General features: G+C 68.3%; 12 protein-coding genes. 6 read left to right on the top strand and 6 right to left on the bottom strand.

Going from position 1 to position 13530, the window contains the following annotated elements:
* Positions 1–14 precede the first annotated feature (14 nt).
* Together ACZK08_RS08010 and ACZK08_RS08005 are read left to right on the top strand one after the other, a co-directional pair.
* Positions 15–407 (top strand): c-type cytochrome, encoded by a 393-nt coding sequence (locus tag ACZK08_RS08010; protein WP_053517750.1) that lies wholly within the window; start codon positions 15–17, stop codon positions 405–407.
* A gap of 9 nt (positions 408–416) precedes the next feature.
* Positions 417–878, top strand: a complete 462-nt coding sequence (locus ACZK08_RS08005; RefSeq protein ID WP_053517751.1) for a c-type cytochrome — start codon at positions 417–419, stop codon at positions 876–878.
* Between the two features lie 129 nt (positions 879–1007).
* Here ACZK08_RS08005 and ACZK08_RS08000 read toward each other — a convergent pair whose 3' ends face one another.
* Both ACZK08_RS08000 and ACZK08_RS07995 read right to left on the bottom strand, forming a co-directional pair.
* Positions 1008–2888: an ATP-binding cassette domain-containing protein gene (locus ACZK08_RS08000; RefSeq protein WP_065181328.1), complete on the bottom strand. Its 1881-nt coding sequence runs from the start codon at positions 2886–2888 to the stop codon at positions 1008–1010.
* A gap of 51 nt (positions 2889–2939) precedes the next feature.
* A complete protein-coding gene (locus ACZK08_RS07995) occupies positions 2940–3815 on the bottom strand; it encodes a LysR family transcriptional regulator (RefSeq protein WP_065181327.1) in 876 nt (291 codons plus the stop codon).
* 101 nt (positions 3816–3916) lie between these two features.
* On the opposite strand from ACZK08_RS07995, the gene ACZK08_RS07990 reads away from it, so the two are divergent.
* Both ACZK08_RS07990 and dbpA read left to right on the top strand, forming a co-directional pair.
* A complete protein-coding gene (locus tag ACZK08_RS07990; RefSeq protein WP_065181326.1) occupies positions 3917–4996 on the top strand; it encodes a YeiH family protein in 1080 nt (359 codons plus the stop codon).
* A gap of 69 nt (positions 4997–5065) precedes the next feature.
* A complete protein-coding gene (gene dbpA, locus ACZK08_RS07985; RefSeq protein WP_053517757.1) occupies positions 5066–6442 on the top strand; it encodes an ATP-dependent RNA helicase DbpA in 1377 nt (458 codons plus the stop codon).
* 118 nt (positions 6443–6560) lie between these two features.
* Here dbpA and ACZK08_RS07980 read toward each other — a convergent pair whose 3' ends face one another.
* The gene (locus ACZK08_RS07980; RefSeq protein WP_053517758.1) at positions 6561–7100 is read right to left on the bottom strand and encodes an adenine phosphoribosyltransferase; all 540 of its coding nucleotides are present in this window, start codon (positions 7098–7100) and stop codon (positions 6561–6563) included.
* Between the two features lie 296 nt (positions 7101–7396).
* On the opposite strand from ACZK08_RS07980, the gene ACZK08_RS07975 reads away from it, so the two are divergent.
* Together ACZK08_RS07975 and ACZK08_RS07970 are read left to right on the top strand one after the other, a co-directional pair.
* Entirely contained in the window at positions 7397–9820 is a 2424-nt protein-coding gene (locus tag ACZK08_RS07975; RefSeq protein WP_065181325.1) for a membrane-bound PQQ-dependent dehydrogenase, glucose/quinate/shikimate family, read from the top strand.
* Between the two features lie 101 nt (positions 9821–9921).
* Positions 9922–10779: an IclR family transcriptional regulator domain-containing protein gene (locus ACZK08_RS07970; RefSeq protein WP_065181324.1), complete on the top strand. Its 858-nt coding sequence runs from the start codon at positions 9922–9924 to the stop codon at positions 10777–10779.
* Positions 10780–10894: 115 nt separating this feature from the next.
* On the opposite strand, the gene pcaC is transcribed toward ACZK08_RS07970, so the two are convergent.
* Genes pcaC through ACZK08_RS07955 form a run of 3 tightly spaced genes read right to left on the bottom strand, consistent with a single transcriptional unit; the run spans position 10895 to position 13460 of the window.
* On the bottom strand, positions 10895–11281 hold the full coding sequence (pcaC, locus tag ACZK08_RS07965; RefSeq protein ID WP_065181323.1) for a 4-carboxymuconolactone decarboxylase: 387 nt from the start codon (positions 11279–11281) through the stop codon (positions 10895–10897).
* Positions 11282–11305: 24 nt separating this feature from the next.
* Positions 11306–12091 carry a 3-oxoadipate enol-lactonase gene (pcaD, locus tag ACZK08_RS07960; protein ID WP_065181322.1) on the bottom strand — a complete coding sequence of 262 codons (786 nt, stop codon included), beginning with the start codon at positions 12089–12091 and terminating at the stop codon, positions 11306–11308.
* Positions 12092–12116: 25 nt separating this feature from the next.
* Positions 12117–13460 (bottom strand): 3-carboxy-cis,cis-muconate cycloisomerase, encoded by a 1344-nt coding sequence (locus tag ACZK08_RS07955; protein ID WP_065181321.1) that lies wholly within the window; start codon positions 13458–13460, stop codon positions 12117–12119.
* Positions 13461–13530 lie beyond the last annotated feature (70 nt).

Here is a 13530-nt window from a genome sequence, read left to right as displayed (position 1 = left end):
CCGGAAACGACATCATGCGCCCGCAGCCGCTCGCCGCTTGTCTCGCTCTGGCCGTCCTCCTGCCCCTCGGGGCCGCCGCACAGCCCGCTCCAGCTACCACGACCGCAGCACCCGCCCCAGCCCCGGCACCCGCCGCTGCTGCCGCCGCCGCACCTGCCGGCAATTACGACAATGGCCGGGTGCTGGCCTACACCTGCCAGGGGTGCCATGGCATCACCGGTTACAAGAACGCCTACCCGAGTTACCGGGTACCGAAGATCGGTGGCCAGACCCAGCAGTACCTGACCCAGGCCCTGACCGAGTACCGCCAGGGCAAGCGCCGGCATCCGACGATGCAGGCCCAGTCGATGAGTTTCAGCGAACAGGAGATCGCCGATCTCTCTGTTTACCTGTCCACCGTCAAGTAAGGCCCGCCCATGTCGAAAGCCGCGCATCCACTGCGTCATGCCATCGCCCTGTCCGTCGCCCTGCTGCTGGCGGCCTGCTCGCAGTCACAGGTGGAGAACAGCGAGAAATCCGCCGCCGATCCGGGCCATGCCAGCGGCGAGCACGGCTCTTCATCGTCGGCAGGCCTGCCCACCGGCCGTGAGGCTGCCGGTGAAGCCCGGGCCAAGGTGAAGGGCAAGGCCACCAACCAGAGCTGCATCGATTGCCATGGTGCCGACGGCAACGCCCCGATCGATCCGACCTACCCGAAACTGGGTGGGCAGTACGGTGATTACCTCGCGCATGCGCTGCAGGCCTACCGTTCCGGCGACCGCCAGCACGCGTTGATGACGCCGCAGGCGACGGACCTGAGCGATCAGGACATCGCCGACCTGGCGGCGTACTTCGGCAGCCGGCCAAGCCAGCTGCGGGATCTGCACGGGGTCAAATAGGATCAGGGCGCCGTGGCGCCCTTGCATCCCTGGCGCCGGGCCATGCCCGGCGGAACGCCAGAAGCCCGCGCTGTGCGCCCGCGGGGCATGGCCCCGCGCTACCCTTGCACCGCCAGCGTCGGTCAACGATCAGCCTTCCAGCTCTTCCCAGCGCGCGTACGCGGCGTCCAGTTCGGCCTGCACCTTGGCCAGCTGCTGCGTGTGTGCCGTCACCTCGGCGCTGCTGCGGGTGTAGAACGAGGGATCATTCATCGCTGAGGTGAGGCCTTCGACGTCACCTTCCAGCTTCTCGATCGTCTTCGGCAGCTGCTCCAGTTCGCGCGCTTCCTTGTAGCTGAGCTTGCGCTTGACCGCGGCAGGTTCCGCGGCAGCCACAGGCGCAGCCGCTGCCGCCGGCCTGGCTGCGGCGGGCACTGCTGCCGCTGCGGTACTGGCCGCGTAGCGCTGCCAGTCGGTATAGCCTCCAACGTACTCGCCGATCACGCCGTCGCCCTCCATCACCAGCGTGGACGTCACCACGTTGTCGATGAAATCACGATCGTGGCTGACCAGCAGCAGCGTGCCGGTGTACTCGCCAAGCAGCTCTTCCAGCAGCTCAAGCGTTTCCACGTCCAGGTCGTTGGTGGGTTCGTCCATCACCAGCAGGTTGGACGGCTGCGCGAACAGCTTGGCCAGCAGCAGGCGGTTGCGCTCCCCACCGGACAGCCGGGTGATCGGCGCGCGCGCGCGCTCGGGCGTGAACATGAAGTCCTGCAGATAGGCATGCACGTGCTTCCGCTTGCCGTTGAACTCGAGGAAATCACGGCCTTCGGCCACGTTCTCGATGGCGCTCCAGTCCTCGCGCAACACGGCACGATACTGGTCGAAATAGGCCACCTGCAGGTTGGTGCCGGCGTTGACCTCGCCCTTCTGCGGCTGCAGTTCACCCAGCAGCAGCTTCAACAGGGTGGTCTTGCCGCTGCCGTTGGGGCCGATCAGGCCGATCCGGTCGCCGCGCAGGATGGTGGTGGTGAAGTCGCGGACCATGGTGCGGTCGCCGAACGCGAACGAAATGTCCTTGACGTCGATGACCTTCTTGCCGGAGCTCACGCCCTGTGCCGCTTCCATCCGGACATTGCCGCTCAGCTCGCGTCGCTGCGACCGTTCGGTGCGCATCGCTTTCAGCCGGCGCACGCGACCTTCATCGCGGGTGCGGCGCGCCTTGATGCCCTGCCGGATCCACACTTCTTCCTGTGCCAGCAGCTTGTCGAAGCGCGCGTTCTCCTGCGCCTGCGCGTTGAGGCGCTCTTCGCGGCGGCGTTCGTAGTTGGCCCAGTCGCCGGGCCAGCTGGTGACCTGGCCACGATCGATCTCGACGATGCGGGTGGCCAGCGCACGCAGGAAGCGGCGGTCATGGGTGACGAACACCACGCTGCCGCTCCAGCCCTTCAGGAATGCTTCCAGCCAGTCGATGGCTTCGATGTCCAGGTGGTTGGTCGGCTCGTCCAGCAGCAGCAGGTCCGGGCTGGAGACCAGCGCGCGGCCCAACAGGACGCGGCGCTTCATGCCACCGGACAGGCGCGCGAACTCCGCATCGCCATCCAGGTCGAGCTTGGTCAGTGTCTCGGCCACGCGCTGGTCCAGACCCCAGCCATTGGCCGCGTCGATCTTGGCCTGCACCCGGCCGAGTGCATCGCCGTCGAACTCGTCGGCATGGCTGAGGTGGTGGAACTCGGCCAGCCACTGGCCCAGCTCACCCAGGCCATCGGCCACCACGTCGAACACCGAGCCGGCCGCGCCGTGCGGCACTTCCTGTTCCAGGCGGGTCACACGGACGCCCTGCTGGACGCGTACTTCGCCATCATCGGGCTTGTGGTCGCCGGACAGCAGCTTGAGCAGGGTGGATTTGCCGGCGCCGTTGCGGCCGATCAGGGCGATGCGTTCACCCGGCTCGATCGACAGTTCGGCTTTTTCCAGCAACAACGGGCCGCCGACGCTGAAGTCGACGTTCTGCAGAGTAATCAGAGGCATCCGGATATTGTACGGGTTGGGGGCGCCGGCCGGGCTGCTCCCGGAGATCGATCAGCCCACCTCCCCCAGCAACGCCTGCAGACCCGGCAACCATTGCTTGCCGGGGTGGCGCACCAGCCACAGCGTGCGCTGCAGCGCGGGTAGCGGTGTATCCAGCACACGCAGGCGACCCAGTGCCAGCGGCTCCTCCAATGCGTGACGTGACAGGCAGGCCACGCCGAGGCCGGCGATCGCGGCTTGCTTGATCGCCTCGGTATTGCCCAGCTGCAGGGTCTGCGCGAAGCCGCGCAGATGCGGCAGAAGCGCCTGCTCCACGGCCTCGCGGGTGCCGGACCCGGGTTCGCGCAGCAGCCAGCGCGCCGCGCGCAGATCCTCCAGCGACCAGCGCGCCGCCGCGTCGGCGGCGGCAACGATCACCAGCGGATCCTGCTGCCACGCGGTCACCTGCAAACCCCGCTCGTGGCATGGCCCCTCGATCAGGCCGGCATCCACATCCAGCCGCTGGACGGCGGCGACCACGCCGGCGCTGTTGTCGATGCGCAGATCGACTTCCGCCTGTGGCGCCTGCCGCAACAGGTCGGCGATGCGCGCCGGCAGCAGGTAGTTGCCGATGGTGGTGCTGGCCGCCAGCACCAGCCGCAACGGTGCCCCCTGCGCGGGGTCCCCGCCGGCAGCGAGCTGGCGCTCGAGATCAACGGCATTGACCAGCAGCGCGCGGGCCGGTTCCAGCAGCGCGCGGCCATGGCCGTTCAGCACCAGGCGGCGACCGACACGGTCGAACAGGGGCGTGCCGAAGTGCGCCTCCAGCTCCTGCAGGGCGGCACTGCTGGCCGACTGCGAGAGCGCGATGGCCTGGCCGGCCGCGGAGGTACTTCCGTGGTCGGCAATGGCGACGAAGACCTGTAGCTGGCGCAGAGTCAGGCGCATGGCCTTTACCTATAAAGCAGGTAGATTATACTTATATTATTCGTTTTACAGGTCATTGGCGCAGGCGCACGCTTTTCATCGTTCCCCACACCGGTCCCGCGATGAGCACCTCCGCCCCCTCCACCTGGTCCCTGCCCGTTCTGCGGCAGCGCTGGCAGCCGCGCCTGCCCGGGCTGCTGCTGGCGGGCCTGCTCGCTGCGGCATCGCTTCATCTGGCGGACCTGCCATGGCTGCAGGCGCATGGCCTGAGCGCGCTGACCGTGGCGATCGTCGCCGGTATCGCGGTCGGCAATACCCTCTACCCGCGGCTGGCGCCGCGCAGCGCGGCAGGCATCGGCTTCGCCAAGCACTGGCTGCTGCGTGCCGGCATTGTGCTGTATGGCCTGCGCCTGACGTTCCAGGACATCGGCCATGTCGGCATCGCCGGCGTGCTGATGGACGTGCTGGTGGTCGCCAGCACATTTGGCCTGGCCTGTTGGCTGGGCACGCGCGTGTTCAGGATGGAGCGTGAGGCGGCGATGCTGATCGGCGCCGGCAGTGCCATCTGCGGCGCGGCGGCAGTGATGGCGGCCGAGCCGGTGGTGCGTGGTCGTGCAGCACAGGTAACGGTGGCGGTATCGACCGTGGTGGTGTTCGGTACGCTTGCCATGTTCCTGTATCCGGCGCTGTATGCGTTGCTGCAGTCGCACGGCTGGCTGGCGATGGACGCGCGGCAGTACGGCCTGTTCACCGGGGCGACCGTGCACGAAGTGGCGCAGGTGGTAGCTGCCGGCCGTGCCGTGGGTGAGGCGGCTGCCGATACCGCCGTCATCACCAAGATGGTTCGGGTGATGCTGCTCGCGCCGTTCCTGGTCGTGCTGTCGCTCTGGCTGGCACGCGGCAGCAGGGCAACGCCCGAGGGCAGCAAGGCCCGCATCGTTGTGCCGTGGTTCGCGTTCGGTTTCGTCGCCGTGGCCGGCATGAACTCGCTGCAGCTGCTGCCCGCCGGACTTCACGCAGCGCTGGTGCAGCTGGACACGGTGCTGCTGGCGATGGCGATGGCGGCGCTGGGCGTGACCACCCATGTCTCCGCGCTGCGCCAGGCGGGCCTGAAGCCGCTGCTGCTGGCGCTGCTCCTGTTCGCCTGGCTGCTGTTCGGTGGCCTGGCGATCCACCAGGGCGTGCTGGCGATGCTGCACTGAGCGCAGGTCTGCCGATACGGCCGCTGCCCCGGGAGACGGGGACGGCCGCGCGCGCAGGTACAATGCGCCATGACTGACTTCTCGACCCTGCCGCTGAGCCCGGCCCTGCAGCCCGGCCTGGATGCCCTCGGCTACACCACCCTGACCCCTGTGCAGGCCCAGAGCCTGCCCGCCATCCTCGATGGCCGCGACGTGATCGCACAGGCTCCGACCGGCAGCGGCAAGACCGCTGCGTTTGGCCTGGGGCTGCTGCAGGCGATCGATCCGAGCCTGATCCGCGTGCAGGCGCTGGTGCTGTGCCCGACCCGCGAACTGGCCGACCAGGTCGGCAAGCAGATCCGCAAGCTGGCCACCGGCATCCCCAACCTGAAGCTGCTGCTGCTGGTCGGCGGCGTACCGCTGGGACCGCAGCTGGCTTCGCTGGAAGGCCACGACCCGCACGTGGTGGTCGGCACCCCTGGCCGCGTGCAGGAGCTGGCACGCAAGCGCGCGCTGAATCTTGGCGCGGTGCGCACGCTGGTGCTGGACGAAGCCGATCGCATGCTCGACATGGGCTTTGAAGAGCCCATCCGCGAAATCGCCGGACGCACCCACAAGGACCGGCAGAGCCTGCTGTTCTCGGCCACCTTCCCCGACAGCATCCGTGCCATTGCACGTGATCTGCTGCGCGATGCCGTTGAAGTCACGGTGGAAGGCGCTGACCAGGCGCCGGCCATCCGCCACCTGTTCTGCGAGGTCGAGCCGGCCCATCGGCAGAAGGCGCTGGCCGGCCTGCTGCTCAAGTACACGCCCGAATCGGCGGTGGTGTTCTGCAATACCCGCAAGGACGTGGATGAGGTCGCCCATTCGCTGCAGCAGTTCGGCTTCTCGGCGCTGGCCCTGCACGGTGACATGGAGCAGCGTGACCGTGAGGAAGTGCTGCTGCTCCTGGCCAACCGCAGCTGCAACGTGCTGGTCGCCAGCGACGTCGCCGCGCGCGGTCTGGACGTGGAAGAGCTGGCGGCGGTGATCAACTACGAGCTGCCGACCGATGTCGAAAGCTACCAGCACCGCGTTGGACGTACCGGCCGTGCCGGCGCCAGCGGCCTGGCCATCAGCCTGGTGGCGGGCCGCGAAAAGACCCGCGCCGAAGCAATCGAAGCACAGATGGGGCACGCGCTGGACTGGCAGAAAACGCCGCTGGCGACGTCACGTCCCGCCGAGTTGCCGCAGGCAGCGATGCGCACCCTGCGCATCGACGGTGGCAAGACAGACAAGCTGCGCCCGGGCGACATCCTCGGCGCCTTGACCGGCGACGCCGGCCTGTCGGGCAAGTTCATCGGCAAGATCGCAATCTTCCCGACCCGCTCCTACGTGGCGATCGCGCGCGAGCAGGCCAGCAAGGCCGTGGCGAAACTGGAGGCCGGCAAGATCAAGGGCCGCCGCTTCCGCGTACGGATGATGTAAGGCCCAGCGACAGGTAGCGCCGGGCCATGCCCGGCGGCAGTTCCCAAGCCGGTAGCGCCGGGCCATGCCCGGCGACAGTCTCAGAACGGGTAGCGCCGGGCCATGCCCGGCGGCAGTCTCAGAACACCAGCTCGGTGTGCAGCGGCAGGTCCGCCTGCCAGCGGGCGCGGCCACCCAGGCCATCCAGCTCGACCAGGACGCCAGCACCGACCACGTCCACGCCCAGCCGGCGCACCAGCGACAATGCGGCCACCAGCGTGCCGCCGGTCGCCAGCACGTCATCGATGATCGCCACGCGCGCGCCGGCCGCCAGCGCATCGGCATGCACTTCGATGCAGTCGCTGCGGTACTCCAGTGTGTATTCCTCGCGCAGCACCTGGCCGGGCAGCTTGCCCGGCTTGCGCACCGGCACGAAGCCGACGCCCAGTTCCAGTGCCATCGCGGCGCCCAGGATGAAACCACGCGATTCGATACCCACCACCGCGTCCAGCTTCTGGTCGCGCCAGCGGTCGGCCATCGCGCGGATGGCATCACGGAAGTCCTCGCCGTGCGCGAGCAGCGGCATGATGTCCTTGAACAGGATGCCGGGCTTGGGGAAGTCGGCGATGTCGCGCAGGCGCGAGGCCCACGCGGGGACGGCCACGGTGGCGTCGGTCATTGCAGCTACCAGCTTGTATGGCGGCATAGGGTAACCGGTTCGTCCGTACGCTGCCCGTTCCCGGCATCTTCGCGCCGCTGCGTTCCATCAATGGCGCCACAGCATCACGCAAAAATCGCACACGCGTGCGATACTCGCCGTGATCGGTCATTCACCCGCCTTGCGTCATAAGCAGATCGACGCCTGCACGCCGTCACGGCCCGCAGCCGCCCTGGATGCCGTCGGCCCCCGCCACGCCTGGCGCGCGCGGGGCTTCCCCGCCTTCGCGCGGGTTCCTGCAATGAGGTTCATGCAACGTGGACGAGACGACGAAGGTTCCGGCCGTGTGCCGTGTGCTGGTGATCCTGCTCGGCATCCTGGTGACGCTGTTCGGCCTGGCTCTGCTGGTCGGCGGCGTACGCCTGGTGCAGCTGGGGGGCAGCTGGTACTTCCTGCTGATGGGTGTGGCGTCTGCCGTGGCCGGCGTGCTGCTGGTGATGCGCCGGCCGAATGGTGCGCTGCTGTACGGCCTGGCGTTCGTGGCTACGCTGCTGTGGGCGCTGGTGGATGCCGGCTGGAATTTCTGGCCGCTGGTTTCGCGCCTGGTGATGCCCGCCGTGCTCGCCCTGCTGGTCGCCTTGGCCTGGCCGGTGCTGCGCCGCAGCCGCGGCCAGGTGGCCGGTCGCGGCGCCTATGGCGTGGCTGCAGTGCTGCTGGTGGGTCTGCTGGGTACTGCATTCGCAGCGTTCCAGCCGCGTCCCGTGCAGGCGGCGCAGGGCACCCCCCCCCCCGTAGTGCCCGTGGCCAAGGGCGCTGAGCAGCGCGACTGGATGCACTGGGGCAATACCACCGCCGGTACCCGCTTTGCCGCACTGGACCAGATCACCCCGGCCAATGTGAAAGAGCTGCAGGTGGCCTGGACCGCGCGTACCGGCGATGTACCGGAAAGCAACGGCTTCGGCGCCGAAGACCAGAACACCCCGCTGCAGATCGGCGACACCCTGTACCTGTGCACCCCGCACAACCAGGTGATCGCCGTTGATGCCGATTCGGGCAAGCAGCGCTGGGCCTTCGATCCCAAGGCCACCGCACCGAACTGGCAGCGTTGCCGGGGCCTGGGCTATTTCGATGCGACTACCGCACCGGCCGCCGCGACGACGGCTACACCGGCACCGGCACCAGTGCCGGCCACTGACGTGGCGAGCACCGGCCCGGCGCTGTGCGGGAAGCGCATCCTGATGACCTCCATCGACGCCCGCCTGTTCGCGCTGGATGCGAACACCGGTGCCCTTTGCCCGGACTTTGGCAGCAACGGGGTGGTCGACCTGAAGGTCGGCATGGGCGAGATCAAGCCCGGTTTCTACACCCTCACCGCCGCGCCGCTGGTGGCGGGCGAGCTGATCGTGGTCGGCGGTCGGGTGGCCGACAACATCGAAGTGGGTGAACCGTCCGGCGTGGTGCGTGCGTACAACGTGCGCACCGGTGCGCTGGTCTGGATCTGGGATCTTTCAAAGGAGACCCCGGACGTGCCGCTGGATCCGTCGATCCACTACACCCGTGCGACGCCGAATGTGTGGACGTCGATGGCCTACGACCCGCAACTGGGCCTGGTCTACCTGCCCACCGGCAACACCACGCCGGATCAGTGGGCCGGCGAACGCACGCCGCAGGACGACAAGTACAGCTCTGCCGTGGTCGCGCTCGACGTCGCCACCGGCAAGGAACGCTGGGTGTACCAGACCGTACACCACGATCTGTGGGACTACGATCTGCCCGCGCAGCCGACCCTGATCGATGTACCCGACGGCAAGGGCGGCACATTGCCGGCGCTGCTGCAGGTCACCAAGGCCGGGCAGATCTTCATGCTCAACCGGCAGACCGGCGTGCCGATCAGCGAAGTGCGCGACATTCCGGCGCCGCAGGGCAACGCCGAGGGCGAGCGCTACGCCGCCACCCAGCCGCTGTCGGTGGGCCTGCCGCAGATCGGCGCGGAAACGCTGACCGAGTCGGACATGTGGGGAGCCACCCCGATCGACCAGATGCTGTGCCGCATCCAGTTCAAGCAGTTCCGCTACGACGGCATGTACACGCCGCCGGGCGAAGACCTGGCGCTGCAATGGCCGGGTTCGCTGGGCGGCATGAACTGGGGCAGCGCCTCGGTCGACCCGACCACGGGCTATCTGTTCGTCAATGACATGCGCCTGGGCCTGTGGACCAAGCTGATTCCGCGCGCGCAGATGAGCAGCGGCGACGGCGGCGTGGAAATGGGCGCGGCCTCGCAGACCGGCACGCCCTATGGTTCGCTGCGCGACCGCTTCCTGTCCAAGCTTGGCATTCCCTGCCAGAAGCCCCCGTTCGGCACGATGTCGGCGATCAACCTGGCGACCCGCAAACTGGTCTGGCAGGTACCGGTGGGCACGGTGAAGGACACCGGTCCGATGGGCATCAAGATGGGCCTGTCGATCCCGATCGGCATGCCGACCCTGGGCGGTTCGCTGGCCACCCAGTCAGGCCTGCTGTTCTTCGCGGGCACGCAGGATTACTACCTGCGTGCCTACGACAGCCGTACCGGCGATGAGCTGTGGAAAGCGCGCATGCCGGTGGGTAGCCAGGGCACGCCGATGACCTATGTCTCGCCAAAGACCGGCCGTCAGTACGTGGTGATCTCCGCCGGTGGCGCCCGCCAGTCGCCGGACCGCGGCGATTACGTGATTGCCTACGCGCTGCCCGAGCGCAGGTGAACCCTGCCCCGTAGCGTCGCCTGCCGGGCGGCGCTACCCGGGTACCGGTTGCTGGTGCGAGCGCTTACCATGCAAGGTCGAACCCGATGAAAGCTGCTGCCATGCCTGCCGCCGTTCCTCCCAGCCGTCGCCCCAAGCGCGCTCCTGCTCCGCCGCAGGACCGTGGCCTGGCCCATGAGCTGATGCAGCAGATCCAGGACAACCAGGGCGATCCGGACTTCATGACATCGCTCGGTCGCGGCCTGGCCGTGCTGAGCGTGTTCTCGCAGCACCCGCGCGAAGTGACCATGTCACAGATCAGCACCGATACCGGCATCTCGCGTGCCGCGGTGCGGCGCGTGCTGTATACGCTGGAAAAGCTGGGCTATGTCGGCGAACAGGGCCGTGGCTACGTGCTGCTGCCGCGCGTGCTGGGCATGGGCGGTGCCTATGTGGCGTCGTCGTCGATGACCGCCGCAGCGCAGCCCGTGCTCGATGCCCTGCGCGACGACGTGCATGAATCCTGCTCGCTGGGCGTGCTGGACGGCGACGACATCCTGTACGTGGCACGTGCGGAAACCGTGCGCATCATGTCGATTGGACTGCGCGCGGGCAGCCGTCTGCCTGCCTACTGCACATCGATGGGCCGCGTGTTGCTCGCGGCGTTGCCGCGCGACACGCTGGAAGGCTATCTGGAACGCAATCCGCTGCGGCCGCGCACCGAGCGCACCATCACCCGCATGGATGATTTCCTGGACACGCTGGAGAAGGTGCGCCGCGAAGGTGTGTCCCTGGTCGACCAGGAACTGGAGATCGGCCTGCGCTCGATCGCAGTGCCTGTGCGTTCGCGCAGCGGTGACGTGGTTGGTGCGTTGAACATCGGCACCCAGGCGGGCCGTATCGGTCTGGGCGTGATGCAGACCCAGCTGCTGCCGCGCCTGCGCGAAGCGGCGCAGCGATTGGGCACGTTGTTGAATTGAGGCACGCCGCCGGGCATGGCCCGGCGTCATCGTGGGCCGCTGCGCTCGCCGGGCATGGCCCGGCGCTACCACAACGCGGCCAGGTAGCGCCGGGCCACGCCCGGCGCTACCGGCGTCAGCCCTCGGCGGCCTGCTCTTCCAGAATCGGCTTAGCCAGCGCGAAGGCGTGGTTGGCCGCAGGCACGCCACAGTAGATCGCAGCCTGCAGCAGCACTTCCTTGATCTGCTCCGGTGTGACGCCGTTGTTGCGGGCGGCACGGATGTGCAGCTTGAACTCCTCGTCGTGGCCCAGCGCCACCATCATCACGATGGTCAGCAGCGAGCGCGTATGCCGCGGCAGCCCCTCACGCGTCCACACCGTGCCCCACGCTGTGCGGGTGATGAAGTCCTGGAATTCGGTGGTGAAATCGGTGCGCGCCTGCAGCGAGCGTTCAACGTGTGCCTCGCCCAGCACCTGGCGGCGCACCGCAAGTCCGGCTTCGTAGCGTTCCTGTTCGTCCATCGTGGTCTACCTGCTATGCGGGGGTCAGTGCTGCGCGGAAAGATGCGCAGCCAGTGCGGAAGTGAACGCCTGCGATGACTCCAGGTTGCAGATGTGGCGGCCCGGGACAGCGGCGTAGTGGCCATGGGCCACGCCCTCGGCGATTGCCTGCAGATCGGTCGGCACGCACACCGGATCATCATCACCGGCAATGGCCAGCAGCGGCACGCCGATGCGGCCCAGCACATCGCGGAAGTCGGCCGTTGCCACAGCGTTGCAGCAGCCGACATAACCGTCGACGCGGGTCGCCAGGAATACCTGCAGGATCTCTTCCACCTGGCTGGCATGGGTCTGTGCGAAGGCAGCGGTGAACCAGCGTTCGCGGGTGCCATCCACGAGGGGCAACAAGCCATCGTGCTGGACCTGGGCCATACGCGCCTGCCAGCTCTCCAGCGTGCCGATCTTCGCCGCGGTGGCGGCCACGGTGAGCGTGCGCAGCCGGTTGCCCGCATGCACGCCCAGCCACTGCCCGGTCAGACCACCGATCGAAAGACCGCAGAAATGGCTGCGCTCGACGCCCACGTGATCCCACAGCGCCAGCACGTCGGCGCCCAGTTCGGCCACGGTGTACAAGCCCGGCGGAGCGCTGGACTGGCCGTGGCCCCGACGGTCATAACGCAGGATTCGATACTGCGAGGCCAGCGCATCCACCTGCGGCTGCCACATGCCCAGGTCGGTACCGAGCGAATTGCAGAACGTCAGCCATGGCGCGTCTGCACGGCCCTCGGTCTGGTAATGCAGGCGGTGCTGCGGAAGGTCGAGGAAGGGCATGCGTGCTCCAGCGGTGAACGTGGGATCAGCCGCGCGCGAGCACGCGGTCGATCCAGGTATCGGCCATGCCGCGCCAGCTGTCGGCAGCGAACAGGGCATCCAGTTGTGCAGCGGAAAGCTGCGCGGTGACCTCCGGCGTCTGCGCCAGCACGTTGCGAAGATGCTGCGATTGCGCCAGCGCCTGCTTCGCGGCCTGCTCCACCAGGGCGTGCGCGGCCGACTTGCCGATACGCTCGCCCAGGGTGACCGCCACGGCCTCGGCGTAGAGCAGGCCGCCATGGCTGTCCAGATGCTGGCGCATGCGTGCGCGATCCAGTTGCAGGCCCTGCACCACCATCTCAACCTGGGCCAGGCTGCCCGCACACAGGCGGACGATCTCCGGCACGGTCTCCCATTCGGCATGCCACTGCCCGGCCGCGCGCTCGTGCGGCTGCGGCATGGCGCTGAACAACGTGGACAGCAGGCCCGGCACGCGCGTGGCGGCGGCGATGGCCGCCACGCAGCCCACCGGATTGCGCTTGTGCGGCATCGCCGAGGAGCCTCCCTTGCCCTCCCCGGCCGGCTCGAAGGCCTCCGCCACCTCGGATTGCATCAGCAGCACGATATCGCTGGCGATCTTGCCGAGGCTGCCGGTCAGCAGCGCGAACACGCTGCCCAGTTCGGCGATACGATCACGTGCGGTGTGCCAGGGCAGCGCCGGCAGCGGCAGCTGCAACTCGGCAGCCAGGGCTTCGGCCACGTCCAACCCGCGCGTCTGCAGCGAGGCCAGCGTGCCCGCGGCGCCACCGAACTGCAGCACCAGGGTGTCTTCGGCCAGTGCATCCAGGCGCCGCTGGCTGCGCTGCAGGGCATCAAGCCAACCGGCGGCCTTCAACCCGAAGGTTACCGGCACGGCCTGCTGCAGCAGCGTGCGTCCCGGCAGACCGGTGCCGCGCTCGGCCTCGGCCAGCCGCGCCAACGCCGTGCACAGCACCTGCAGTCGCGCCTGCACGTGACCGACCGCCGTGCGCAGCTGCAACACGGCGCCGGTGTCGATGATGTCCTGGCTGGTGGCACCCCAGTGCACCCAGCGCGCGGCTTCGGCATCATTCGCCTTGACCTGCGCAGTCAGCGCCTTGACCAATGGAATGGCCGGGTTGCCAGCCAGCGCGGTGGCGGCCGACAGCGCCGGCAGCGCATACAGATCGGCGCGGCAGGCCGCTTCGATCGGGGCCAGTGCAGTGGCGGGAATCACCCCGCACCGCACCTGCGCGCGTGCCAGCGCGCGCTCGACGTCCAGCATCGCCTGCAGGCGCGCTTGATCACTGAACACGGCGTCGACGGCAGAATCGCCGAACAGACCGCCCAGCAGCGTTGGGGAGAGGCTCATCGGTGCAGTCCATCCTGGGTGGCCACAGCTTACCCGCGCCCGCTGCGTGCGGGCGTGGAGTGGCCGGAAG

Source organism: Stenotrophomonas sp. 112478_Sma (genome assembly GCF_056479905.1).
This window is presented reverse-complemented; position numbering and strand designations above follow the sequence as displayed.

What these genes read in the sequence shown, in the direction of transcription:
- pcaC (WP_065181323.1), bottom strand. Translation starts at nt 11,281, where the DNA reads ATGGACGAACAGGAACGCTACGAAGCCGGACTTGCGGTGCGCCGCCAG.
- ACZK08_RS07995 (WP_065181327.1), bottom strand. Translation starts at nt 3,815, where the DNA reads ATGCGCCTGACTCTGCGCCAGCTACAGGTCTTCGTCGCCATTGCCGAC.
- dbpA (WP_053517757.1), top strand. Translation starts at nt 5,066, where the DNA reads ATGACTGACTTCTCGACCCTGCCGCTGAGCCCGGCCCTGCAGCCCGGC.
- ACZK08_RS08005 (WP_053517751.1), top strand. Translation starts at nt 417, where the DNA reads ATGTCGAAAGCCGCGCATCCACTGCGTCATGCCATCGCCCTGTCCGTC.
- ACZK08_RS07955 (WP_065181321.1), bottom strand. Translation starts at nt 13,460, where the DNA reads ATGAGCCTCTCCCCAACGCTGCTGGGCGGTCTGTTCGGCGATTCTGCC.
- ACZK08_RS07970 (WP_065181324.1), top strand. Translation starts at nt 9,922, where the DNA reads ATGCCTGCCGCCGTTCCTCCCAGCCGTCGCCCCAAGCGCGCTCCTGCT.
- pcaD (WP_065181322.1), bottom strand. Translation starts at nt 12,091, where the DNA reads ATGCCCTTCCTCGACCTTCCGCAGCACCGCCTGCATTACCAGACCGAG.
- ACZK08_RS08010 (WP_053517750.1), top strand. Translation starts at nt 15, where the DNA reads ATGCGCCCGCAGCCGCTCGCCGCTTGTCTCGCTCTGGCCGTCCTCCTG.
- ACZK08_RS07980 (WP_053517758.1), bottom strand. Translation starts at nt 7,100, where the DNA reads ATGACCGACGCCACCGTGGCCGTCCCCGCGTGGGCCTCGCGCCTGCGC.
- ACZK08_RS07990 (WP_065181326.1), top strand. Translation starts at nt 3,917, where the DNA reads ATGAGCACCTCCGCCCCCTCCACCTGGTCCCTGCCCGTTCTGCGGCAG.
- ACZK08_RS08000 (WP_065181328.1), bottom strand. Translation starts at nt 2,888, where the DNA reads ATGCCTCTGATTACTCTGCAGAACGTCGACTTCAGCGTCGGCGGCCCG.